This window comes from Streptomyces sp. NPDC087428 (assembly GCF_044744085.1).
Lineage (GTDB): Bacteria > Actinomycetota > Actinomycetes > Streptomycetales > Streptomycetaceae > Streptomyces.
The window spans coordinates 66599-89439 of sequence record NZ_JBIUXR010000008.1 but is presented as its reverse complement, the minus strand read 5'-3'; the positions used below and the strand labels follow the sequence as shown (position 1 = coordinate 89439).

The window sequence follows — 22841 nt, the reverse complement described above, 5'->3', positions numbered from 1 at the left end:
ACCGGTCACAGGAGCATCTGTTTAAGGTGAAGCAAGACATAGGACATCTTACGTCTCACGTCTCGATCCGAGTAGCCGTACAGGCCCCGGATCGGTATCCCGATCAGCTGGAGCCTCCACCATGCCTCTGACCGCACCGCTGCACGGCGTAGTCCCGCCGGTCTGCACCCCGCTCGACCCCCGCGGGGAGGTCGACACCACGTCCCTCGCCCGGCTCGTCGAGCACCTCATCGCCGGGGGCGTGCACGGACTCTTCGCGCTCGGGTCCACCAGCGAGGTCGCCTACCTCACCGACGAACAGCGCGCGACGGTCCTGGAGACCGTGGTCAACGCGACCGACGGCCGGGTCCCGGTGCTGGCCGGGGTCATCGACACCACCACGGCCCGGGTCGTCGAGCATGCCAGGTCCGCCGCCCAGCTGGGCGCTGACGCACTGGTCGCGACCGCGCCGTTCTACACCCGCACCCACGGCAAGGAGATCGCCGGGCACTTCCGCCGGCTGCGCGCCGAGGTGGACCTGCCGCTGTTCGCGTACGACATCCCGGTCGCCGTGCACAGCAAGCTGTCCGCCGCACTGGTCCGTGAGCTCGCGGAGGACGGCACCCTGGCCGGGCTCAAGGACAGCAGCGGCGACGAGGGCGGGCTGCGCAGGCTCGTCGTCGAGCTCGGTGGCCGCGAGGGGCGCGCGCGGGGTCCGGTGCCGGAGTTCAGCATCCTCACCGGCTCCGAACTGACCGTGGACGCGGCCCTGCTGGCCGGGGCCGACGGTGTCGTCCCGGGTATCGGCAACGTGGACCCCTCCGGCTATGTGCGGCTCTACGAGGCCGCGCGGGCCGGGGACTGGACGCTGGCCGCGAAGGAGCAGGAGCGGCTCATCAAGCTGTTCGCCATGGTCGACGTCGGCCCAGAGGCGGACATGGGGCGCAGCTCCTCGGCGCTCGGCTCGTTCAAGTCGGCGCTCCGGCTGCTGGGCATCATCGACTGCGGCGACACGGCGTTCCCGCAGATCCAGCTGTCCGCCGAATCCGTCGCGCTGGTCTCCGGACTGCTGCGCGCCGCCGGTCTGCCGCCGGTCCGATGACCTCGCCAGCTCGGACAGCGCGGGCCGGACGGCCGGTCGTCGGCCTCGATCTCGGCGGTACGAAGATCGCCGCCGCGCTCCTCGCCGCGGACGGCACGGTCCTGGCCCGCCACAGCCGTCCCACCCCGGCCCGTGACGGTGCGGCGGCGGTGCTCGACGCACTCGCCGCCGCCGCGGCCGAGGTCGACCCCGGCAAGACCGCCGCGGTGCTCGGCATCGCGGCGGCCGGGGTGATCGATCCCCGCACCGGCATGGTCACCAGCGCCACCGACTCCATCCGCGGCTGGGCCGGTACCGCTCTGGGCGCCGGTCTCGCGGACCGTACCGGGTACCCGGTGGCCTGCGACAACGACGTACGCGCCACGGCCGGGCCGGAACTCGCGGCGCTGGCCGCGGACGGTACGGGACACGGCTCACTGCTCTTCGCCGCCATCGGCACCGGGGTCGGCGGCGCCATCGCCGTCGACGGGCGGATGCTGCACGGCGCGTCCGGCATCGCCGGGCACCTCGGCCATCTGCCCAGCCCAGAGGCGGCCGGGCTGCCCTGCACCTGCGGCGCCACCGGCCACCTGGAGGTCATCGCCTCCGGGCCCGGTATCGCCGCCCACTACGAGCGGCTCACCGGCGCCCCGGTGGACCGGCTGGAGACCGTTGCCGCGCGGGCCGCGCGCGGCGACACCGACGCCGTGTCCGCCATCACCACCGGGGCGGCCGCCGCCGGCCATGTGCTCGGCGGACTCGCCAACGCCTTCGGCCCCGACCGGGTCGTCGTCGGCGGCGGGGTCCCGCGCATCGGCGCCCTGTACGAGGACGCCCTGCGGACAGCCTTCGCCTCGGAACTGATGGAGCCGCTGCGCGGACTCGTACCGCGGGCTCCGCTCCTCGGCCACGACGCGGCCGTGCTCGGAGCGGCCGCCCTGACCACCACCCTTCCCCTCCACCACCCGGGAGCTCTCCGATGACCGCACAGAAACTGGCCGCCCTCCTCGAGGGCAAGCTGATCGTGTCCTGCCAGGCCCCGCCCGGTGACCCCATGCGGGAGACCGCCACCCTGGTGCGCCTCGCGCAGTCGGCGGTCGCCGGTGGCGGCGCCGCGATCCGGGCCAACGAGCCGGCGGTCGTCGCCGCGATCGTCGAGACCGTCGACCTGCCGGTCATCGGCCTGTGGAAGGACGGCGACATCGGCGTCTACATCACGCCGACCGTCCGGCACGCCCTGGCGGTCGCCGAGGCGGGTGCGGCCGTCGTCGCCGCCGACGCCACCGACCGGCCGCGCCCCGACGGCTCGACGTTCGCCGAGCTCGTCGAGGCCGTCCACGCGGCCGGCGCCCTGGTCATGGCCGATGTCTCCACCCTCGAAGAGGGCGTGGCGGCGGCCCGGCTGGGCGCGGACTTCGTCTCCACGACACTGTCCGGCTACGTTCCCGGTACCCCGAAGCAGACCGGCCCCGACCTCGATCTGGTCGCCGCGCTGTCCGCCGCGATCGACGTCCCGGTCGTCGCCGAAGGCCGTATCAACACCCCAGAGGAGGCGGCCGAGGCCCTGCGCCGCGGGGCGCACAGCGTCGTCGTCGGCACCGCCATCACCGCTCCCACGGCCCTGACCGCCCGCTTCGTCGCGGGCATCGCCCGGCCCTGACCCTCCCCCACCACGCGGGGCGGCTGTTCAAGGGAGAGCGCCGTCCCGCATCCTGGAGTCACCGTGCAGACCACATCACCCCCCACGCTCCCCTGGTACCGCCAGGTCAGCCGCACCCAGTGGAAGTCGTTCTTCGCCGCCTGGATCGGCTATGTCCTCGACGGCTTCGACTTCGTGCTGATCACCCTCGTGCTGACGGAGATCAGTGACGAGTTCGGCCTGAGCACGGTGCAGGCGGCCAGTCTGATCTCCGGCGCGTTCATCACCCGCTGGCTGGGCGGGGCGGTGCTCGGCGCCATCGGTGACCGGTACGGCCGCAAGCTCTCCATGGTGCTGAGCATCCTGCTGTACTCGGTGGGCACCTTCGCCTGCGGGTTCGCCTGGAACTACCACAGCCTGTTCGCCGCCCGGCTGGCCATCGGCATGGGAATGGCCGGTGAGTACAGCGCCAGCTCCACGTACGTCATGGAGAGCTGGCCCGCCGGGATGCGCGGCCGGGCCAGCGGCTTCCTGATCTCCGGCTTCTCGGTCGGTTCTGTGCTCGCCGCCCAGGTCTACGACTGGGTGGTCCCCTCGCTCGGCTGGCGCTGGATGTTCTATCTGGGCCTCGTCCCGATAGCCGTCGCGCTGTGGATGCGACGCGCGCTGCCGGAGGCCGAGGAGTGGACGGAGTCCGTCGCGGAGAAGGGCGCCAGGCCCAATCCGTTCGGGCCGCTGTTCGTCACCCGCGGCCGGGCCACGGCCAACACGGTGCTGGTCGTCGTCGCGACGGTCTCGCTGTTCCTCGTCTTCACGCCCGGCGGCGCCGGGATGGTGCCGGTGCTCTCGGTGATCGCCGGTCTCTCGCTCGCCGCGTTCGCCGTGCAACTGGGCGGCAGGCGGAGCTGGGTGCTGTATCTGTCGATGATCGTGACGCTGTTCTTCGCGTTCCTGTACTCGTGGCCGATCCAGGCGCTGCTGCCGACGTATCTGAAGACCGAGCTGGGCTACAGCACGGACCAGGTCACCGACGTCCTGTACTTCGCCGGTTTCGGCACCATGGTCGGCTGCTGGGTCGCGGGCTTCCTGGGTGACCGGATCGGGGCGAAGAAGGCGTACGCGCTGACCCTGCTGGCCTCGCTCGCCTTCGTCTATCCGGTGTTCGCCGTGCAGGACAACCTGCTGGTGCTCGGCATCCTGCTCTTCCTGCTCCAGGCGACGAGCTTCGGCATCTCCGGGCTGCTGCCGCGCTACATCGGCGGGCACTTCCCGACGGCGAGCCGGGGTGCGGCGCTCGGCTTCACGTACAACGTGGGCGCTCTCGGCGGGGCCGTCGCCCCGGTCCTCGGCGCGCACCTCGCCTCCGGCATGGACCTGGGGCAGGCGCTGGCGGTGCTGACGTTCGCGGGCACGGTGATCGTGGTGGTGCTGGTCGGATTCGACGTACCGGCGCGGCTGAACCGGCTGACGGACCCGGACGCCACGCCGGACCACCTCGCGGTGGCGACGGCGGAGAAACCCGTGCCTGTGGCGCGGTAGGCCACCCGACCCGGCGCAGCCGTGCGGCTGCGCCGGGTCCTTTCACGAACCGGCCGGCGAGCACGCCGGCGAGGGCCGCGTGGCCGAGGCAGTGCGGGACGGTGGCGGTTCTCAGACCGCGATGCGCTCGAAGACCGCGGCGAGGCCCTGGCCGCCGCCGATGCACATGGTCTCCAGGCCGTAGCGGGCCTCGCGGCGGTGCAGTTCCCTGGTCAGCGTGGCCAGGATGCGGGCGCCGGTGGCACCGACCGGGTGGCCGAGGGAGACTCCGGAGCCGTTCACGTTGATCCGCTCCTCGTGGTCCTTCTCGCCGAGTCCCAGTGCGCGGGTGCAGGCCAGCACCTGCGCGGCGAAGGCCTCGTTGAGCTCGATCAGGTCCAGGTCGGCGAGGGTGAGCCCGGCGCGGGCGAGCGCCGTGCGGGTGGCGGGGACGGGGCCGATGCCCATGGTGGCGGCGGGCACCCCGGCACGGGCGAAGGAGACCAGCCGGACGAGCGGGGTGAGGCCGAGCCGCTGCGCGGTGGCGGCGCTGGTGACCAGGCAGGCGGCGGCCGCGTCGTTCTGGCCGCTGGCGTTGCCCGCGGTGACGGTGGCCGCCGGGTCGGCCTTGCCCATGATCGGGCGCAGGGCGGCGAGTTGTTCGGCGGTGGTGTCCGGGCGCGGGTGCTCGTCGGCGGTGACCACCGTCTCGCCCTTGCGGGTGCGTACGGTGACGGGGACGGTCTCCGCGCCGTACCGGCCCTCGGCCGCGGCCCGGCCGGCGCGCTGCTGCGAACGCAGGGCGAGGGCGTCCTGGTCGGCACGGCTGATGCCGTACTCCCGTCGCAGGTTCTCGGCGGTCTCGATCATGCCGCCGGGCACGGGGTGGTTCACGCCGCCCGCGGTGACCCGGCCCCGGGCGAGGCTGTCGTGGAGCTGGAGGCCGGGGCCCTTGATGCCCCAGCGGCCGTCGTGCGTGTAGTAGGGGGCGGCGCTCATCACGTCGACACCGCCCGCGATCACCACCTCGCTGAAGCCGGCCCTGATCTGCATCGCCGCGTCGAGGACGGCCTGCAGCCCGGAGCCGCAGCGGCGGTCGATCTGCGTGCCGGTGACGGACTGCGGGAGCCCGGCGTCGAGCGCGGCGACCCGGCCGATGGCGGGGGCGTCGGCGGACGGGTAGGCGCTGCCGAGGATCACCTCGTCGACCCGGTCCGGGTCGATTCCGGTGCGGGCGACGACCTCGGCGATGACGAGCGCGGCGAGGGAGGCCGGCGCCTGCCCCGCGAGCGCTCCGCCGAAGCGGCCGATGGGGGTGCGCAGCGGTTCGCAGATCACGACATCGTTCTGGTCGGGCACGGCGGGACCTTTCCGGGAGCGGGTACGGAGCGGAGGACGGGTACGGAGCGGAGGACGGGTACGGAGCGGAGGACGGGACGGGCTGGAGGGCGCGATCGGCGCGGGGAGGAGGCGGCAAGGGTGTGGGGTGACCCTCGCACCCGGCGACCGAGCCGGTCCAATATCCAGTTACCCCTGATTCGAGACGGAGCGCGTCTCAATCGGGGCGAGCGGTCACGAGGACGGTGTGGGCAGGGCGTTCTCCGCGACGGCGAGCACCGCGCGCAGGGCGGCGGACGGGTTGTCGGCCCGCCAGGCCAGAGCCGCCTGGCGCCGGATGGGCGGGCCGGCGAGCGGGCGGTAGACGAGGCCGTTCTGCTGGATGTGCTGGACGGAGGTGACGGTGAGGGTCACCCCGACGCCCGCGGCGACCAGCGCCAGAATCGTGTACGAGTCGGGGGCCTCCTGCACCACGCGCGGGTTGAACCCGGCGGCCTCGCAGGCCCCGACCATCGCGTCGCGCACGGTCGAGCCGGTGTTGGCGGGGAACGAGACGAACGGCTCCTCGGCCAGGACCCCGATGGGGACACTGTCCCGGGCGGCGAGCGGGTGGTCGGAGGGGAGCGCGCAGACCAGCTCCTCCTCGTCGATCACCCGGTGGGCCACGCCCGGCTGGGTCACCGGCAGCCGGACGAACCCCAGGTCCAGCGAGCCGTCCGCGACCCGCGCCAGCGCGACGTTGGCGTAGGTCTGGCCCGTCATCACCAGCTCGATGCCGGGGTGGGCCGCGCGCACCGCCCGGGTCAGCCGGGGCAGCGTCTCGTGGCTGGAGGCGCCCGCGAAGCCGATGCTGACCCGCCCGTACTCGCCGCGACCCGCGGCCTTCGCGGCCCGTACCGCGATGTCGAGGTCGTCGAGCACGGTCCGTACCGGCTGGAGGAACGACTCCCCCGCGCTGGTGAGCCGCACCGAGCGGGTGTTGCGCTCGAAGAGCTGGACGCCGAGCTCCTTCTCCAGTTGCCGGATCTGCTGGCTCAGCGGCGGCTGGGCCATCTGGAGCCGCTTGGCGGCCCGGCCGAAGTGCAACTCCTCGGCCACAGCGACAAACGCGGACAGATGACGCAGTTCCATACCCACCCCTCGCCTCAGCGATGATTGATTAATCAGCAGTCTTGATCCGACCTTAATTTGGTATTGGACAGCAATCAATGGCCGGTGGCACGGTAGGGCGACGCGCACGCACCGCGGGGCGCGACGACGCACACGCAGCGGAGGAGCACCGTGGCCGGTACGGACCGGAAAGACAGGACGGACCGGAAGGACAAGACGATGTCGATGAGGGCGGCGATCGCCGGCTTCGTCCACGACGGTGACACCGTCTGCCTCGAAGGCTTCACCCACCTCGTCCCGACCGCCGCGGGCCACGAGATCATCCGCCAGGGCCGCCGGGACCTGACGGTCGTCCGGATGACCGCGGACATCGTGGTGGACCAGATGCTCGCCGCGGGGTGCGTGACGCGCCTGGTCTCCTCCTTCGTGGGCAACTCCTCGGCCGGTTCGCTCGGTGAGCTCCGCCGCCGCGTGGAGAGCGCCGACCCGGCACCGCTCGCCTTCGAGGAGTACAGCCACTACGGGATGATCTGCCGCTATCTCGCAGGTTCCCAGCGGCTGCCGTTCTATCCGCTGCGCTCCTACGGGGGCAGCGATCTGCCGTCCGTCAACAGCGATCTGCGCAAGGTCACCTCGCCCTATCCTGGCCCGGACGGCGAACCCGAGCAGATCTACGTCGTACCGCCCGTCAACCCGGACGTGACGATCATCCACGCGCAGCGCGCCGACCGCGGCGGCAACACCCAGATATGGGGCCTGACGGGCATTCAGGCCGAGGCGGTGTACGCGGCGGGGAAGGCGGTCGTCGTCGTGGAGGAGATCGTGGACGACGAGGTGATCCGCTCCGACCCGAACCGCACCCTGGTTCCCGCCCACGCGGTCGACGCGGTCGTCCGCTGCCCGCGCGGCGCGCATCCGTCCTTCGCGCAGGGGTACTACGACCGGGACAACGCCTTCTACCGGGCCTGGTCACACATCAGCAAGGATCCGCGGCGGCTCCAGGACTGGCTGGACGAGTGGGTGCGCGGCACGGCGGACCACGCGGAGTACGTCGAGAAGCTCGGCGAGGAGTACTGGGCCGGGCTCGCGGTCGGCGAGGCGCTGAGCGAGCCGGTGAACTACGGGCGCCGGCTGTGAGCACCCACCGGCTCCGCGCGGATCCGCACACGGGACACGAGAGGGAACGGGTCATGACCACCACCGCACCGGGCACCATCACCTCGTCCGAGCTGCTCTCCGTCGTCGCCTCCCGCGAACTGGCCGGGCGCCGCACGGTGTTCGCCGGGATCGGACTGCCGACCCTCGCCACCGAACTGGCCCATCTGACGGTCGCCCCGGACATCGAGGTGGTGTACGAGTCCGGGGTCTGCGGCGCCCACCCCTCGCGACTGCCGGAGACCATCGCCGACGCCGTCCTGATCACGGGGGCGGAGGCGGTGATCTCGATGCCGATGCTCTTCGGCTGTGTGCTCCAGGGCGGCCACATCGATGTCGGGTTCCTCGGTGCCGCGCAGATCGACCGCTGGGGCAGCCTCAACACCTCGGTGATCGGTGACTGGGAGAGCCCGTCGGTGCGTCTGCCGGGTTCCGGGGGCGGGGTCGAGGTGATGGCCAACTCCCGCGAGGTCTTCGTGGTGATGCGCCGTCACGATCCGCGCTCCTTCCCCGCGGAGCTGGACTTCTGCACCACGCCCGGACCGGACCGCGCGCTGGCCGAGGGCATCCGGCCGCTGGGGGCCGGGGTCACCCGCGTCATCACCGAACTGGGCATCCTGGCCCGTGCGGGGGTGGGCGAGGAACTGCGGCTGGTCGCCGTCCACCCCGGCGTCACCGTCGAGCAGGTGAGGGCGGCCACCGGCTGGGACCTCCGGGTCGCCGGCACCGTCGAGGAGGTACCACCCCCGACGCGGGACGAGCTGCGGCTGCTGCGCGAGGATGTCGACCCGGACCGGGTGTACCTCCGCTGAACCCCACGGCCCGTCCGATCCACCCGTCCACCACCCCGAGAGGCCTCAACCGCCATGCGTATCAGGATCGTCGGAGCCGGAGCCATGGGCCGCGGCATCGCCCAGTGGGCGGCCGCCGCCGGACACACCGTCGAGCTGTGCGACGTACGGCCGGAGGCGGTGACCGAGGCGGCCGGCTTCGTACGCTCCATGCTGGAGCGGGCCGTGCGGAAGGGCCGGATGTCCGCCGGGGACGCGGCGGCCGCCGTGGACCGGCTGATCCCGCTGGCGGACCCGTGGGCCGAGGGCCCGCAGGTCGAGCTGGTCATCGAGGCCGTGCGGGAGGACCTCGCCACCAAGACGGAGGTCTTCGGCAGGCTGGAGCGGGTGCTGCCCGCCTCCGCCGTGTTCGCGACCAACACCTCCTCGCTGTCCGTGACCCGGATCGCCGCCGCGCTGGAGGACCCGGCGCGCCTGGCCGGGCTGCACTTCTTCAACCCGGTCCCCCTGATGCGGATCGTCGAGGTCGTGCCGGGCGCGGCCACCCGCCCCGGCATCCCGCCCCTGCTGACGGCGCTCGTGGAGAGCTGCGGGCACCGCGCGGTCACGGTCGCCGACACCCCCGGCTTCCTCATCAACCACGCCGGGCGCGGCCTGGTCACGGAGGCACTCGCGCTGCTGGAGGAGGCGGTCGGCGACCCGGCGGACATCGACCGGATCGCACAGGACGTACTCGGCCTGCGGATGGGCCCGTTCGAGCTGATGGACCTCACCGGGCTCGATGTGACCGCGGCGGTGATCGACTCGATCTGGGAGGGCTTCCGCCACGAGGACCGGCTGCGCCCCTCCTACCTGACCCCGAACCGGGTGGCGGCCTCTCTGCACGGCCGCAAGACCGGACGCGGCTGGTTCGTGTACGGCTCCGAGGCGCCCGCCCCGGCCGCGGAGGCGCCGGTCACGGGGGACGCGGACCGTCCGGTGCACGTCTTCGCCGACGCGGCGCACGCGCGGGACGCCACCGCCCTGCGCGAGGCGCTGACCGCCGCGGGCGCCACGGTCGGGTCCGGCCAGGAGCCCTCGGCCGGGGCCCTGGTGCTGGTCCCGGTCTGGGGCACCACGGTCGCCTCCGCGGTGGCCGCGCACCGGCTGCCCCCCGGGCGCACCTTCGGGGTGGACCCGCTGCCGGCGGCCGGGCGCCGCCGGGTGCTGGCCGTGACACCGGCCGCGGAACCGGCCGCCGCGCGGGACGCCCGCGCGGTACTGGCGCGGGCATCGGACGGCGGCGAGCCGTTCGCGGTCTCCGTGGTACGGGACACGGCGGGCTCGGTCGCCCAGAGGCTGCTGGCCTCGATCGTGTCGGTCTCCGCGTCCATCGCGGAACGCGCCCTGGCGACCCCGGCCGATATCGATCTGGCCGTCACGACCGGTCTCGGCTACCCGGTCGGACCGCTGGCCTGGGGCGACCGGATCGGCGCGGCCCGGATGCTGGAGCTGCACCGGGCCCTGTACGCGACGACCGGCGACCCGCGCCACCGCCCGAGCCGCTGGGTCACCGAACGCGCCGCACTGGGCCTGGCCCTGACGGACCCGGGCACGTCCCCGGCGGACTGCCTGGACGGCGCGGAGCGCGACAGCACGGGCTGAGCGCGGCCGGACGGGTGCGTGACCGGACGGGGTGCGTGACCGATTCGTACAAGACCGCGGGCCGGTGCCCGGCCTACGGTCGGACCATGACTCCACGACTCGACGCGCTCTCCATCACCACGGCGGATCTGGCCGCCTCGCTCGCCTTCTACCGCCGGCTCGGCCTCGACATCCCCGCCGACGCGGAATCCGCACCGCATGTCGAGGTGACCCTCCCGGGCGGGCAGCGCCTGTTGTGGGACACCGAGGACGTCGTGCGCTCCTTCGACCCGGAATGGGCGGCGGCGGACGGCGGGGAACGGCTCGGGCTCGCCTTCCTCTGCGACGGTCCGGCGGAGGTCGACTCCGTCTACGAGGAACTGACCGGCGCCGGGTACCGCGGTCATCTGAAGCCGTGGGACGCCGTATGGGGGCAGCGGTACGCGGTGGTGCTCGACCCGGACGGCTGCGCGGTGTCGCTGTTCGCCGCGACACCCTCCTGAGGCGACGCGGCCCAGAGGCCCCCGGCCGGACCGGCGGTCCGCTCCCCCGGGTGGTCTCAGGCGAAGTATCCGGTCAGGGTGGTCCCGGCCAGTTCCCGCATCTCCCGGGCGAGATGCGCCTGGTCGGCGCAGCCCGCGGCGAGCGCGGACTCGGCGTACGGCATTCCGGAGCGTACGAGAGCCAGTGCGCGCTGGAGCCGCAGGATCCGGGCGAGCGTCTTGGGGCCGTATCCGAAGGCCGCCAGCGAGCGGCGGTGCAACTGGCGCGCGCCGAGGCCGACCGCCTGTGCCGTGTCCGCGACGGACCGGCCGCTGTCCAGGTACCCGGCGACGAAGCGCATCGCCGGGTCCGGCGGTGCGGTACCGGCCGCCCTGCGCAGGGCGATCTCCTCCAGGGCCGCGGCCGGGTCGACGGCCTCCGCGACCCGCTCGGTAAGTTCCCGGACCTCCGCGTCCGGCCACAGCCCGGCCAGCGCGATCCTGCGGTCGCGCAGTTCGTGCGCGGGCACGCCGAGCAGGGCGGGCGCCGTGCCCGGGGCGAAGCGGATGCCCGCGACACCGCCACCGCCGGTCACGGACGCGGGTTCCGCGTGGGTGTCCGGGCCCGCGACGAGCAGCCGGCCGCCGATCCAGAGCAGGTCCATGCAGCCGTCGGGCAGCACCGGATGGACCGAACCCCGCGGCACGGTCAGGGTCCACACCCGCGCACCGTCCACCCGCGACGCGCGCTCCTCGTACCTGTCGCCCATGGGCACTATTGTCGTCGACCGACGGAGAACGGGCGGAATCGGCATCCCGGGGGCGGCCATGGCGGCACTGATGGAGTTCACCACCGACAGCGGCGCGACGGTGACGGTCGAGGTCGACCGGCACGCCCCGGGTGCGCAGCTGGTCTCACGCGACGGGAACGCCCTGGCCCGGTCGGGGCGCACCTTCGACAGTGCGCTCCAGGGGATCCGGGCGGCGGCCGAATCGGCGCTGGCGGTGTTCCGGGACGGCTCGCTGAAGCCGGACGGGGTGGAGATCGAGTTCGGGGTGAAGATCACCACCGAGGCCGGGGCCGTGATCGCGAAGAGCGCGGTGGAGGGCCATCTGTCGGTCAAGCTGTCGTGGTCGCCCGGTTCGACGCCCGGGACCGTGCCGGCGCCACCGCCCGTACCGGCGCAGCAGACCGCACCCGCCCCGGAGGTACCGCCGGCCGCGCCTGCCGCCCCCTGACGGCCGGTCTCACTCGCCGGGCTGGTACGGCTTGTCCGCTTCCTTCTCGCGGCCCGGCTGAAGCCTGGACTTCACGTCGTCGGGCGGCAGGAACCGGGACCACCGCTCCGGGAACTCGGACGGCATGTAGGGGCTGTCCCCCTCGTCCCCGTCCTCCTCGTCGTCCATGTCGTCGTTCCAGCTCTCCGCCTGGGTGCGGGCCACGAACTCCGCCGCCTGGACCGCGCGCACCCGGTCGTTGGCCGCACGTGCCGCGGCCGTCGCCACCGAGGGCCACACCCGGTCGATGGCCGCGTTGACGGCGGCGCCCACCAGCACCGCGAACGCGGAGACGCCGATCCACAGCAGTACGGCGATCGGCGCGGCCAGGGAGCCGTAAATCGTCGGTCCCTCGACCGTACTGGTGAGGTAGATCCGCAGCAGGAAGCTGCCCAGCACCCAGATCGCGAGCGCCATCAGCGCGCCCGGTGTGTCCTCGATCCAGGGCGAGCGGACGGGGACGGACACGTGGTAGAGCGTCGTCAGGAAGGCGATGGACAGGAGTATCACCAGGGGCCAGTACATGACGCTTATCAGCTCGGTGCCCCAGGGGATGTACTCCACGACCCGGTCCGGGCCGACCACCAGGAGCGGCAGCACGATCGCGCCGAGCAGCAGCGCCACCACGTACAGCGAGAAGGCGAGCATCCGGGTCTTGACGATGCCGCGCTGGCCGTCCAGGCCGTACATCACGGTGATGGTGTCGATGAAGACGTTGACCGCGCGGGAGCCGGACCAGAGCGCGATCGCGAAACCGATCGAGATGACGTCGGGCCGGGCCCCGGTGGTGACATCCGCCAGGAGCGGTTTGGCGAAGTCGTTGACGCCCCGCTGGGAGAGCACGGTCTGCGCCGCGCTGAGGATGTTGTTCTCGATGGAGGCGACCGTGGTGGTGCTGGTCCACTCGTCGACGTAGCCGAGCAGGCCGATCAGTCCCAGCAGCAGCGGCGGCAGGGACAGCAGGGTGAAGAACGCCGCCTCCGCGGCGAGTCCCAGAATGCGGTACTCCATGCACGAGTTGACGGTGTCCTTGAGCAATTGCCACGCCATCTGCCGCTTGGAGACGTTGCGGTAGAGGACTCGGGCCCGGTGGAGCCGGCCCGGTGGCCGCTCGGGTGTTTCATTTGCTGCCTGCACGTCCTTACCGTATCGACATGGCAGCCACCACCCACACAGTGTCCAACCAGGCCCCTCCCCTGTCCGGCTACGACGTCTTCTCCGCGGACCGGGCACTCACCGAAGCCGTGGACCGGCACCTCCCACCCGGACTGCTCGACGAGGCGCGGGCCGGGCTCGTCCGGCTCGGCCGGTCCGCCGGTTCCGCGCAGGCGCAGCGGTGGGGTGCGCAGGCGAACGAGAACCCGCCCCGGCTGCGCACCCACGACCGCTACGGAAACCGGGTCGACGAGGTGGAGTTCCATCCGTCCTGGCACCGGCTGCTCGGCCATGCCGTCTCCGCGGGTCTGACCGACGCCTGGGACCGGCCGGGCGGTCATGTGCGCCGGGCGGCCGGTTTCCTGGTCTGGACGCAGGCCGAGGCGGGCCACGGCTGTCCGCTCTCGATGACCCACGCGGCGGTGCCCGCGCTGCGCACCGATCCGGCGACGGCCGCCGCGTGGGAGCCGCTGCTGACCTCGCACGTGTACGAGGAGGGGCTGCGGCCGGCCGGGGACAAGGCCGGTGTGCTCCTCGGGATGGGCATGACGGAGAAGCAGGGCGGCACGGACGTGCGGTCCAACACGACGCGCGCCGAACCCCTGTCCGGTGACGACGGGTATCTGCTCACCGGGCACAAGTGGTTCTGCTCGGCGCCGATGTCCGACGGCTTCCTGGTGCTGGCGCAGGCCCCGGCCGGTCTGACCTGTTTCCTGCTGCCCCGGGTGCTGCCGGACGGCACCCGCAACGCCTTCGCGATCCAGCGGCTCAAGGACAAGCTGGGCAACCGGTCCAACGCCTCCGCGGAGGTGGAGTTCGACGGTACGTGGGCGCGCCGGGTCGGTGAGGAGGGGCGCGGGGTCCGCACGATCATCGACATGGTGGCGGCGACCCGGCTGGACTGTGTGATCGGTTCGGCCGCGCTGATGCGGCAGGCGGTGGCGCAGGCGGTCCACCACGCCACGTACCGCAGCGCGTTCGGCGGGGTGCTCGTCGACAAACCGCTGATGCGCAACGTGCTGGCCGATCTGGCGCTGGAGTCGGAGGCGGCGACGGTGCTGGCGATGCGGCTGGCGGCCGCGTACGACGCCGGGACGGAGAGCGAGCTGGCGTTCCTGCGGATCGCGGTGCCGGCGGCCAAGTACTGGGTGACGAAGCGGTCCACGCCGATGGTGGGCGAGGCGCTCGAATGCCTGGGCGGCAACGGATACGTGGAGGAGTCGGGGATGCCCAGGCTGCTGCGCGAGGCGCCGCTCAACTCGATCTGGGAGGGCTCGGGGAACGTACAGGCGCTGGATGTGCTGCGGGCGCTCCGGCGCGAGCCGATGGCGCTGAACGCGTTCCTCTCTGAGGTCGGCCGGGCGCGCGGCGCCGATCACCGGCTGGACCGGGCGATCAGGAACCTGCTGACCGAGCTCGCGGACCTGGAGGGCATCGAGGCGCGGGCGCGGCGGCTGGTGGAGCGGATGGCGCTGGTGCTCCAGGGTTCGCTGCTGGTGCGCTGGGCGCCGCCGGAGGTCGCCGACGCGTTCTGCGCGTCACGGCTGGGCGGGGACTGGGGCGCGGCGTTCGGGACGCTGCCGCACACCCTGGATCTGGCGTCGGTCGTGGAACGGGCGCGGCCCGTGGAGCGTTGAGCGGAGGGGGACGGTCCGCCGGGGCAGCAACAGAGGGTGGTGCTGCGCCGACACGGCACCACCCTCCATGCTGTACACACCGGGCTGCGAGGCCGAGGCCGCGCCGTCCGGTGTACCGCCACTCTTGTACGGACCGGGGAGCGTCGCCAGAGTTGCAGAGGGTTGCAACCATTATGTGGAGTTGCGGTACGGGGACCCCGGCAGCGGCAGGATGGGGCCCGCGGCCTTGACACGGGAAACAAGAGGCTCCAGGGGGGATCCGGCATGGAGGCACGTCCTGTCGATGTGATGCGGCTGGCTGTCCGGGAGTCGGACCGGGCCGTGCGCCTGGTCCACCGGGCCCGTGAGGCCCGGCTGGCGGGCGAGCGCATGCCGGTCGCGCCGCGGGCCGAGATCGGGGCCTCGTGGGACCGGGTGCTGCGCAGCGGGGTCGATCCGGAGAAGTCCACCCACAGCGTCCTGCTGGAGCCGGACGAGATCGAGCACCGGCGCCGCAGCTCCGCGCTGGGTGAGGTGATGCCGCTGCTCGGCGACGCCCTGACGGCGATCGCGGACGCCTCGCAGCAAATCATGGTGGTCACCGATGTGGAGGGCCGGGTGCTGTGGCGCCAGGGCAACACGGGGGTGCTGCGCCGGGCCGACGACATCTGTCTGGCCGAGGGCGCCGCCTGGTCGGAGGAGAGCACCGGCACCAACGCGATCGGCACGGCGATCGCCGTGCGCACCCCGGTGCAGGTCCACTCCGCGGAGCACTTCGTGCGCAGTCTGCACGGGTGGACGTGTGCGGCGGCCCCGGTGCGCGATCCGCGGGACGGCCGGCTGATGGGGATCGTCGACATCAGCGGGCCCGCGTCCACCTTCCATCCGACGACGCTCGCCCTGGTCGGCTCGGTGGCCCGGCTGGCCGAGAGCGAGATCAGGACCCGGCATCTGGAGTCCATCGACCGGCTGCGCTCGGTGGCGGCGCCGATGCTCTGCCGGCTGGGCGGCCGGGCGATGGCCGTGGACCCCCACGGCTGGCTGGCGGCGGTCACCGGGATGCCGCCGGTGGACCGGCTGCCGCTGCCGAAGTCCCTCCAGCAGGGCCGGGTGTGGCTGCCCTCGCTCGGGATGTGCCGGGTGGAGCCGCTGCCGGGCGGCTGGCTGGTGCAGGTGGCGGACGGAGCGACGGACAGCCCGCCGCGCCGGGTCGTGCTCGATCTGAGCCGGCCGCGCGGACTCGCGGTGAACGTGGTGAGCCCGGTGGGCGCCTGGGCCCAGCGGCTCTCCCCGCGCCATGCCGAGCTGCTGTTCGCGCTGGCGCTGCACCGGGAGGGGCGTACCGCGTCCGAGCTGGCGGAGGACATCTTCGGAGATCCGACCCGGACGGTGACGGTACGGGCCGAGATCTCCCGGCTGCGGCGTCATCTCGCGGAGGTGCTGGCGCACCGCCCGTACCGCTTCGGCGACGGGGTCGAGGTGGAGGTGATCCACCCGGAGCACCCGGCGGATCTGCTGCCGCGCTCGAAGGCCCCGGTGGTGACGGCGGCGCGCAGCGCCCGCTGAACGGTGTTCTCGCAGGTCCTGGGCGTCCGTCTGCCGGGACCGGCTTGGGCCGGGGCCGCGGGGCATGGTTTTCTGGCAGTCATGAGCAACCCCGCGCGCCCCGCCGAACCGACCGCCGAGGTGACCGTCTGGTCCCTGGAGCAGACCTCCCCCGATGATCTGCGGCCCTCCGCCGTACCGGAGGGGGACATCCGGATCGTCCGGTCCGGGACACCGCTGCCCGAGTTCAGCCGCTTCCTCTACACGGCGGTCGGCGGCGACATCCGGTGGACGGACCGGCTGACGATGACCTACGCGCAGTGGCAGGAGGCGCTGGACCGGCCCGGCGCGGAGACCTGGGTGGCGTACGCGGACGGCACACCGGCCGGGTACATCGAGCTGGACCCGCAGGACGACGGCGTGGTCGAGATCATGTACTTCGGTCTCATACCGGCGTTCCGGGGGCGCCGGATCGGCGGCCATCTGCTCGCGTACGGGGCGGCCCGCGCCTGGGACCTGGCGGAGCGGTGGCCGCAGCGGCCGGCGACGAAGCGGGTGTGGCTGCACACCTGCTCCAAGGACGGGCCCCACGCCATGGACAACTATCTGCGGCGCGGCTTCCGGCTCTTCGACACCAGGACCGAGCTGGAGCCCGAGGTCGCCACTCCGGGGCCGTGGCCCGGTTCAGGCCGGGAGCTGCATCCGTAACCGTTCACTCGGAGGAAATACGCATGGTTGTCCGGTTATCCGGACGGTCCGGCGCCCGGCACCTCAGTGACGGGCGCCACATGATCTCACCTGTCGGGACAGTCTCGTCCACATCATGGATAGTGGTGGACTGGTCCGAGATTCGCGTGACACGCTTCCGTCATGTCTGGAACTGGAATTGCCTTGGTGAGTCGACGCCACGTCGACCTCGGCCGCATGTCCAGCGCCATCTGTCCGGCGAGCTGAGAGTCTCCAGCACCGCCGCGATCCCCTTTTCTCTGCAAACCCTGCGCACCGCCGCGCCCAGACGCGAGTGTGCAGTTCAGAGCCGCCCTCCTGCAGTCCCGAAGGACGTACTGTCATGGCCGCTACCCCGGAACAGCCTGCGCCCGCCACCCCTCGCCGCAAGGCAGGACGCCACCGTGGCGAAGGTCAGTGGGCCCTGGGGCACTACACCCCCCTCAACGGCAATGAGCAGTTCAAGAAGGACGACGACAGTCTCAACGTGCGGACACGCATTGAGACGATCTACTCCAAGCGTGGGTTCGACTCGATCGACCCCAACGACCTTCGCGGACGCATGCGTTGGTGGGGCCTGTACACGCAGCGCAAGCCCGGCATCGACGGCGGCAAGACCGCGATCCTGGAGCCGGAGGAGCTGGACGACCGCTACTTCATGCTCCGGGTCCGCATCGACGGCGGCCGGCTGACGGCGGCGCAGCTGCGGGCCATCGGTGAGGTCTCGCGGGACTACGCGCGGGGCACCGCCGACGTCACCGACCGGCAGAACATCCAGCTGCACTGGATCCGCATCGAGGACGTCCCGGCCATCTGGCAGAAGCTGGAGGCCGTCGGCCTGTCCACCACGGAGGCCTGCGGCGACTGCCCCCGGGTGATCATCGGCTCCCCGGTGGCGGGGATCGCCGCCGACGAGATCATCGACGGGACCCCGGCGGTCGACGAGATCCACGACCGCTACATCGGCAGCAAGGAATTCTCCAACCTGCCGCGCAAGTTCAAGACCGCGATCTCCGGCTCGCCCGTGCAGGACGTGGTCCACGAGATCAACGACATCGCCTTCGTCGGCGTCGTTCACCCCGAGCACGGCCCCGGCTTCGACCTCTGGGTCGGCGGCGGCCTCTCGACCAACCCCCGGCTCGCCGAACGCCTGGGCGCCTGGGTGCCGTTGGACGAGGTCGCCGATGTCTGGGCCGGCGTGGTCGGGATCTTCCGGGACTACGGATACCGGCGGCTGCGCACCCGTGCCCGGCTGAAGTTCCTGATGGCCGACTGGGGCCCCGTCAAGTTCCGCCAGGTGCTGGAGGACGAGTACCTCAAGCGGCCGCTGCTCGACGGCCCCGCCCCCGAGCAGCCCAGCAGCCGCTGGCGCGACCACGTGGGCGTCCACCAGCAGCAGGACGGCCGCTTCTACGTCGGGTTCGCGCCCCGGGTCGGCCGGGTCGACGGTCCCACCCTGATCAAGATCGCCGAGCTGGCCGCCGCGCACGGCTCCGACCGGCTGCGCACCACCGTCGAGCAGAAGATGCTGATCCTCGACGTGGAACCGGACCGGATCGACTCGCTGTCCGCCGGACTCGAGGAGCTCGGCTTCCAGGTGAAGCCGTCCCCGTTCCGCCGCGGCACGATGGCCTGCACCGGCATCGAGTACTGCAAGCTGGCGATCGTCGAGACCAAGGCGCGCGGTGCCTCGCTCATCGACGAACTGGAGCGCCGCCTCCCGGAGTTCGACGAGCCGCTCACCATCAACATCAACGGCTGCCCCAACGCCTGCGCCCGCATCCAGACCGCGGACATCGGTCTCAAGGGCCAGCTCATGCTGGACGCCGAGGGCAACCAGGTGGAGGGCTACCAGGTGCACCTGGGCGGCGCGCTCGGCCTGGAGGCCGGATTCGGGCGCAAGGTCCGCGGCCTGAAGGTCACTTCGGACGAACTGCCCGACTACGTCGAGCGGGTCCTGGGGAACTTCCAGAAGGAGCGCGAGGGCGACGAGCGCTTCGCGACCTGGGCCGCACGCGCCAGTGCGGAGTCGCTGGCATGAGCGAGCGCGCCGCACCGTTCCACTGCCCCTACTGCGGTGACGAGGACCTGCGCCCGCACGAGACGGGGCACGGGGCCTGGGAATGCGCCTCCTGCAACCGGGCGTTCCAGCTGAAGTTCCTGGGCCTGCTGACCCGGGGGCTGGCGCGCAACGACGGTGAAGGGGACGGGATATGACGGACACCCTGAAGATCGAAGAGCTCACGTCGCAGGACCTCAGGGAGCTGGCGGAGCGGGCCGGCCGCGAGCTGGAGGACGCCTCCGCACCGGAGATCCTGCAGTGGGCCACCCGGACCTTCGGGCCGCGCTTCTGCGTCACCTCCTCGATGGAGGACGCGGTCGTCGCCCACCTCGCCTCCCGGGCCCTGCCCGGCGTGGACGTGGTCTTCCTCGACACCGGCTACCACTTCCCCGAGACGATCGGCACCCGCGACGCGGTGGAGGCGGTGATGGACGTCCACGTCATCACGCTGACCCCGCGGCAGAGCGTGGCCGAGCAGGACGCCGAGTACGGTCCGCGGCTGCACGACCGCGACCCCGACCTCTGCTGCAAGCTGCGCAAGGTCAAGCCGCTGGAGGAGGGCCTGACCTCGTACACGGCCTGGGCGACCGGGCTGCGCCGCGACGAGTCCCCCACCCGGGCGAACACACCGGTGGTCGGCTGGGACGAGAAGCGGCAGAAGGTCAAGGTCTCGCCGATCGCCCGCTGGACCCAGGACGACGTGGACGCGTACGTCGCGGAGCACGGTGTGCTCACCAACCCGCTGCTGATGGACGGTTACGCCTCCGTGGGCTGCGCGCCCTGCACCCGCCGGGTGCTGGAGGGCGAGGACGCACGCGCCGGCCGCTGGGCCGGGCGCGGGAAGACCGAGTGCGGGCTGCACGGCTGATGACGACTGATCAGGAGACTTCGATGAGCGTGACGGAGACGGGAGCCACCATCTGGCTGACCGGTCTGCCGAGCGCGGGCAAGACCACCATCGCCTACGAACTCGCCGGGCGGCTGCGCGGCGAGGGCCACCGGGTGGAGGTGCTGGACGGCGACGAGATCCGGGAGTTCCTCTCCGCGGGCCTCGGCTTCTCCCGCGAGGACCGGCACACCAACGTCCAGCGGATCGGCTTCGTCGCCGGACTGCTGGCGGCGAACGGCGTGAAGGTCCTGGTCCCGGTCATCGCGCCGTACGCGGACAGCCGGGACGCGGTCCGCAAGCGGCACCAGGCCGAGGGCACCGCGTATCTGGAGGTGCATGTCGCCACTCCGGTCGAGGTGTGCTCGGTGCGCGACGTGAAGGGGCTTTACGCCAAGCAGGCGGCGGGCGAGATCAGCGGGCTGACCGGGGTGGACGACCCCTACGAGGCTCCCGAGTCGCCGGATCTGCGGATCGAGTCGCACCAGCAGACCGTGCAGGAGTCCGCGGCGGAGCTGTACGCGCTGCTGAGCGAGAGGGGTGCAGCGTGACGACCGTCGCGACTGTGTCGGAAGGCACCGGCAATCCGTACGCACTCAGCCACCTGGACTCCCTGGAGTCCGAGGCGGTGCACATCTTCCGCGAGGTGGCGGGGGAGTTCGAGCGGCCGGTGATCCTGTTCTCCGGCGGCAAGGACTCGATCCTGATGCTGCACCTGGCGCTCAAGGCGTTCGCGCCCGCGCCGGTGCCGTTCACGCTGCTGCACGTGGACACCGGGCACAACTTCCCCGAGGTCCTGGAGTACCGGGACCGCACGGTCGCCGAGCACGGGCTGCGTCTGCACGTGGCGTCCGTGCAGGAGTACATCGACGCCGGGAAGCTCCGCGAGCGCCCCGACGGCACCCGCAACCCGTTGCAGACCGTGCCGCTGACCGAGGCGATCCAGCAGCACCGCTTCGACGCGGTGTTCGGCGGCGGCCGCCGCGACGAGGAGAAGGCGCGCGCCAAGGAGCGGGTCTTCTCGCTGCGCGACGAGTTCTCCCAGTGGGACCCGCGCCGCCAGCGCCCCGAGCTGTGGCAGCTGTACAACGGCCGGCACGCCGCCGGTGAGCACGTCCGGGTGTTCCCGATCTCCAACTGGACCGAGCTCGACGTGTGGCAGTACATCGAGCGCGAGGGCATCGAGCTCCCGCAGATCTACTTCGCCCATGAGCGCGAGGTCTTCAGCCGCTCCGGGATGTGGCTGACCGCGGGCGCCTGGGGCGGCCCCAAGGAGCACGAGAGGACGGAGACCCGGCAGGTCCGCTACCGCACGGTCGGCGACATGTCCTGCACCGGCGCCGTCGACTCCGACGCCACCACGCTGGACGCCGTGATCACCGAGATCGCCGCCTCCCGGCTCACCGAGCGGGGCGCGACCCGCGCCGACGACAAGGTGTCAGAGGCCGCGATGGAAGACCGCAAGCGCGAGGGGTACTTCTAACATGACCACACCCATCCAGCCGACCGAGCGGCTGTCGACCACGACCCTCCTGCGGTTCGCCACCGCGGGGTCCGTGGACGACGGCAAGTCCACCCTCGTGGGACGGCTGCTGCACGACTCCAAGTCGGTCCTCACCGACCAGCTGGAGGCGGTCGAGGACGCGTCCCGCAAGCGTGGCCAGGAGGCGCCCGACCTGGCGCTGCTGACCGACGGGCTGCGGGCCGAGCGCGAGCAGGGCATCACCATCGATGTCGCCTACCGCTACTTCGCCACCCCCCGGCGCCGGTTCATCCTCGCCGACACCCCGGGCCATGTGCAGTACACCCGCAACATGGTGACGGGCGCCTCCACCGCCGAGCTGGCCGTGGTCCTGGTCGACGCCCGCAACGGGGTCGTCGAGCAGACCCGCCGGCACGCCGCCGTCGCCGCCCTGCTCCGCGTCCCGCACGTGGTGCTGGCCGTGAACAAGATGGACCTGGTCGACTACGCGGAGCCGGTGTTCGCCGCCATAGCCGAGGAGTTCACCGCCTACGCGGCCTCCCTGGGCGTCCCGGAGATCACCGCGATCCCGATCTCCGCCCTGGCCGGCGACAACGTCGTGGAGCCGTCCGCCCACATGGACTGGTACGGCGGCCCGACCGTCCTGGAGCACCTGGAGACGGTCCCGGTCAGCCACGACCTCACCGCCTGCCACGCCCGCTTCCCGGTCCAGTACGTCATCCGGCCGCAGACCGCCGAGCACCCCGACTACCGGGGCTACGCGGGCCAGATCGCCGCCGGCGTGTTCCGGGTCGGCGAGCCCGTCACCGTACTGCCCTCCGGCCGTACGTCGACGGTCGCCGGGATCGACCTGCTCGGCGACAGCGTCGACATCGCCTGGGCCCCGCAGTCGGTGACCGTACGGCTCGCCGACGACATCGACGTCTCGCGCGGCGACCTGATCGCACCGTCGGACGACGCCCCGGCGGTCACCCAGGACGTCGAGGCGACCGTCTGCCACGTCGCGGACCAGCCGCTCACCGTGGGCCAGCGGGTGCTGATCAAGCACACCACCCGCACGGTCAAGGCGATCGTCAAGGACATCCCGTCCCGCCTCACCCTGGACGACCTCTCGCAGCACCCGGCCCCGGGGCAGCTCGTCGCCAACGACATCGGCCGGGTCGTGGTGCGTACCGCGGAGCCGCTCGCGCTCGACGCCTACGCCGACTCGCGCCGCACCGGCTCCTTCCTGCTGATCGACCCGGCGGACGGCACCACCCTGTCGGCCGGCATGGCGGGCGCCTCGTTCGCCGCCGTGACCCGGGCACCGGCCCCGGCGGGCGACGACGCCGAATGGGACTTCTGATGAGCACCGACATCTTCTCGACCTTCGCG

23 protein-coding genes are annotated in these 22841 nt (G+C 72.3%); 19 read left to right on the top strand and 4 right to left on the bottom strand.

Going from position 1 to position 22841, the window contains the following annotated elements:
- Positions 1-121: 121 nt before the first annotated feature.
- From ACIO3R_RS18320 to ACIO3R_RS18305, 4 genes are all read left to right on the top strand, one after another.
- Complete coding sequence (locus tag ACIO3R_RS18320; protein WP_385026322.1) at positions 122-1081, top strand: dihydrodipicolinate synthase family protein; 960 nt, start codon at positions 122-124, stop codon at positions 1079-1081.
- Positions 1078-2043: an ROK family protein gene (locus ACIO3R_RS18315; protein WP_402106737.1), complete on the top strand. Its 966-nt coding sequence runs from the start codon at positions 1078-1080 to the stop codon at positions 2041-2043. The genes ACIO3R_RS18320 and ACIO3R_RS18315 overlap by 4 nt, the downstream gene beginning before the upstream one ends.
- Positions 2040-2720 carry an N-acetylmannosamine-6-phosphate 2-epimerase gene (locus ACIO3R_RS18310; RefSeq protein WP_385026316.1) on the top strand — a complete coding sequence of 227 codons (681 nt, stop codon included), beginning with the start codon at positions 2040-2042 and terminating at the stop codon, positions 2718-2720. The genes ACIO3R_RS18315 and ACIO3R_RS18310 overlap by 4 nt, the downstream gene beginning before the upstream one ends.
- Before the next feature lie 63 nt (positions 2721-2783).
- Positions 2784-4238: a sialate:H+ symport family MFS transporter gene (locus ACIO3R_RS18305; RefSeq protein WP_385026313.1), complete on the top strand. Its 1455-nt coding sequence runs from the start codon at positions 2784-2786 to the stop codon at positions 4236-4238.
- A gap of 111 nt (positions 4239-4349) precedes the next feature.
- On the opposite strand, the gene ACIO3R_RS18300 is transcribed toward ACIO3R_RS18305, so the two are convergent.
- A complete protein-coding gene (locus tag ACIO3R_RS18300) occupies positions 4350-5576 on the bottom strand; it encodes an acetyl-CoA C-acetyltransferase (RefSeq protein WP_402106733.1) in 1227 nt (408 codons plus the stop codon).
- Between the two features lie 213 nt (positions 5577-5789).
- On the bottom strand, positions 5790-6686 hold the full coding sequence (locus tag ACIO3R_RS18295; protein WP_385026307.1) for a LysR family transcriptional regulator: 897 nt from the start codon (positions 6684-6686) through the stop codon (positions 5790-5792).
- A 198-nt stretch (positions 6687-6884) separates the two neighbouring features.
- Between ACIO3R_RS18295 and ACIO3R_RS18290 the strand changes: the two genes are divergently transcribed.
- The 4 genes from ACIO3R_RS18290 to ACIO3R_RS18275 all read left to right on the top strand — a co-directional run bounded on the left by ACIO3R_RS18290 (position 6885) and on the right by ACIO3R_RS18275 (position 10737).
- On the top strand, positions 6885-7802 hold the full coding sequence (locus ACIO3R_RS18290; RefSeq protein ID WP_385347016.1) for a CoA transferase subunit A: 918 nt from the start codon (positions 6885-6887) through the stop codon (positions 7800-7802).
- Positions 7803-7855: 53 nt separating this feature from the next.
- Complete coding sequence (locus ACIO3R_RS18285; RefSeq protein ID WP_402106730.1) at positions 7856-8632, top strand: CoA-transferase subunit beta; 777 nt, start codon at positions 7856-7858, stop codon at positions 8630-8632.
- 54 nt (positions 8633-8686) lie between these two features.
- Positions 8687-10255 carry a 3-hydroxyacyl-CoA dehydrogenase gene (locus ACIO3R_RS18280; protein WP_402106728.1) on the top strand — a complete coding sequence of 523 codons (1569 nt, stop codon included), beginning with the start codon at positions 8687-8689 and terminating at the stop codon, positions 10253-10255.
- Between the two features lie 86 nt (positions 10256-10341).
- Positions 10342-10737, top strand: a complete 396-nt coding sequence (locus ACIO3R_RS18275; RefSeq protein ID WP_402106725.1) for a VOC family protein — start codon at positions 10342-10344, stop codon at positions 10735-10737.
- 56 nt (positions 10738-10793) lie between these two features.
- Here ACIO3R_RS18275 and ACIO3R_RS18270 read toward each other — a convergent pair whose 3' ends face one another.
- Positions 10794-11486 carry a DUF6597 domain-containing transcriptional factor gene (locus tag ACIO3R_RS18270; RefSeq protein WP_402106722.1) on the bottom strand — a complete coding sequence of 231 codons (693 nt, stop codon included), beginning with the start codon at positions 11484-11486 and terminating at the stop codon, positions 10794-10796.
- A 58-nt stretch (positions 11487-11544) separates the two neighbouring features.
- On the opposite strand from ACIO3R_RS18270, the gene ACIO3R_RS18265 reads away from it, so the two are divergent.
- Complete coding sequence (locus tag ACIO3R_RS18265; protein ID WP_402107147.1) at positions 11545-11955, top strand: CU044_2847 family protein; 411 nt, start codon at positions 11545-11547, stop codon at positions 11953-11955.
- 9 nt (positions 11956-11964) lie between these two features.
- Here ACIO3R_RS18265 and ACIO3R_RS18260 read toward each other — a convergent pair whose 3' ends face one another.
- Positions 11965-13131, bottom strand: coding sequence for a YihY/virulence factor BrkB family protein (locus ACIO3R_RS18260; RefSeq protein WP_385026295.1), 1167 nt, complete (start codon positions 13129-13131; stop codon positions 11965-11967).
- 17 nt (positions 13132-13148) lie between these two features.
- Between ACIO3R_RS18260 and ACIO3R_RS18255 the strand changes: the two genes are divergently transcribed.
- The 10 genes from ACIO3R_RS18255 to ACIO3R_RS18210 all read left to right on the top strand — a co-directional run bounded on the left by ACIO3R_RS18255 (position 13149) and on the right by ACIO3R_RS18210 (position 22812).
- A complete protein-coding gene (locus ACIO3R_RS18255) occupies positions 13149-14786 on the top strand; it encodes an acyl-CoA dehydrogenase family protein (RefSeq protein WP_402106719.1) in 1638 nt (545 codons plus the stop codon).
- Between the two features lie 264 nt (positions 14787-15050).
- On the top strand, positions 15051-16331 hold the full coding sequence (locus tag ACIO3R_RS18250; RefSeq protein WP_402106716.1) for a GAF domain-containing protein: 1281 nt from the start codon (positions 15051-15053) through the stop codon (positions 16329-16331).
- Between the two features lie 81 nt (positions 16332-16412).
- Complete coding sequence (locus ACIO3R_RS18245; RefSeq protein WP_402106714.1) at positions 16413-17018, top strand: GNAT family N-acetyltransferase; 606 nt, start codon at positions 16413-16415, stop codon at positions 17016-17018.
- 162 nt (positions 17019-17180) lie between these two features.
- Positions 17181-17264 (top strand): putative leader peptide, encoded by an 84-nt coding sequence (locus tag ACIO3R_RS18240; protein WP_309486338.1) that lies wholly within the window; start codon positions 17181-17183, stop codon positions 17262-17264.
- A gap of 115 nt (positions 17265-17379) precedes the next feature.
- The gene (locus ACIO3R_RS18235; protein WP_385026283.1) at positions 17380-19077 is read left to right on the top strand and encodes a nitrite/sulfite reductase; all 1698 of its coding nucleotides are present in this window, start codon (positions 17380-17382) and stop codon (positions 19075-19077) included.
- Positions 19074-19253, top strand: a complete 180-nt coding sequence (locus tag ACIO3R_RS18230) for a hypothetical protein (RefSeq protein WP_385026280.1) — start codon at positions 19074-19076, stop codon at positions 19251-19253. Before ACIO3R_RS18235 ends, ACIO3R_RS18230 begins: the two co-directional genes overlap by 4 nt.
- Positions 19250-19966 (top strand): phosphoadenylyl-sulfate reductase, encoded by a 717-nt coding sequence (locus tag ACIO3R_RS18225; RefSeq protein ID WP_402106708.1) that lies wholly within the window; start codon positions 19250-19252, stop codon positions 19964-19966. Before ACIO3R_RS18230 ends, ACIO3R_RS18225 begins: the two co-directional genes overlap by 4 nt.
- A 23-nt stretch (positions 19967-19989) precedes the next feature.
- Positions 19990-20535, top strand: a complete 546-nt coding sequence (cysC, locus tag ACIO3R_RS18220; protein ID WP_385026274.1) for an adenylyl-sulfate kinase — start codon at positions 19990-19992, stop codon at positions 20533-20535.
- Positions 20532-21467: a sulfate adenylyltransferase subunit CysD gene (gene cysD, locus ACIO3R_RS18215; protein WP_402106703.1), complete on the top strand. Its 936-nt coding sequence runs from the start codon at positions 20532-20534 to the stop codon at positions 21465-21467. Before cysC ends, cysD begins: the two co-directional genes overlap by 4 nt.
- A 1-nt stretch (position 21468) precedes the next feature.
- Positions 21469-22812 (top strand): sulfate adenylyltransferase subunit 1, encoded by a 1344-nt coding sequence (locus ACIO3R_RS18210; protein WP_402106700.1) that lies wholly within the window; start codon positions 21469-21471, stop codon positions 22810-22812.
- The last annotated feature ends 29 nt before the right edge of the window (positions 22813-22841 follow it).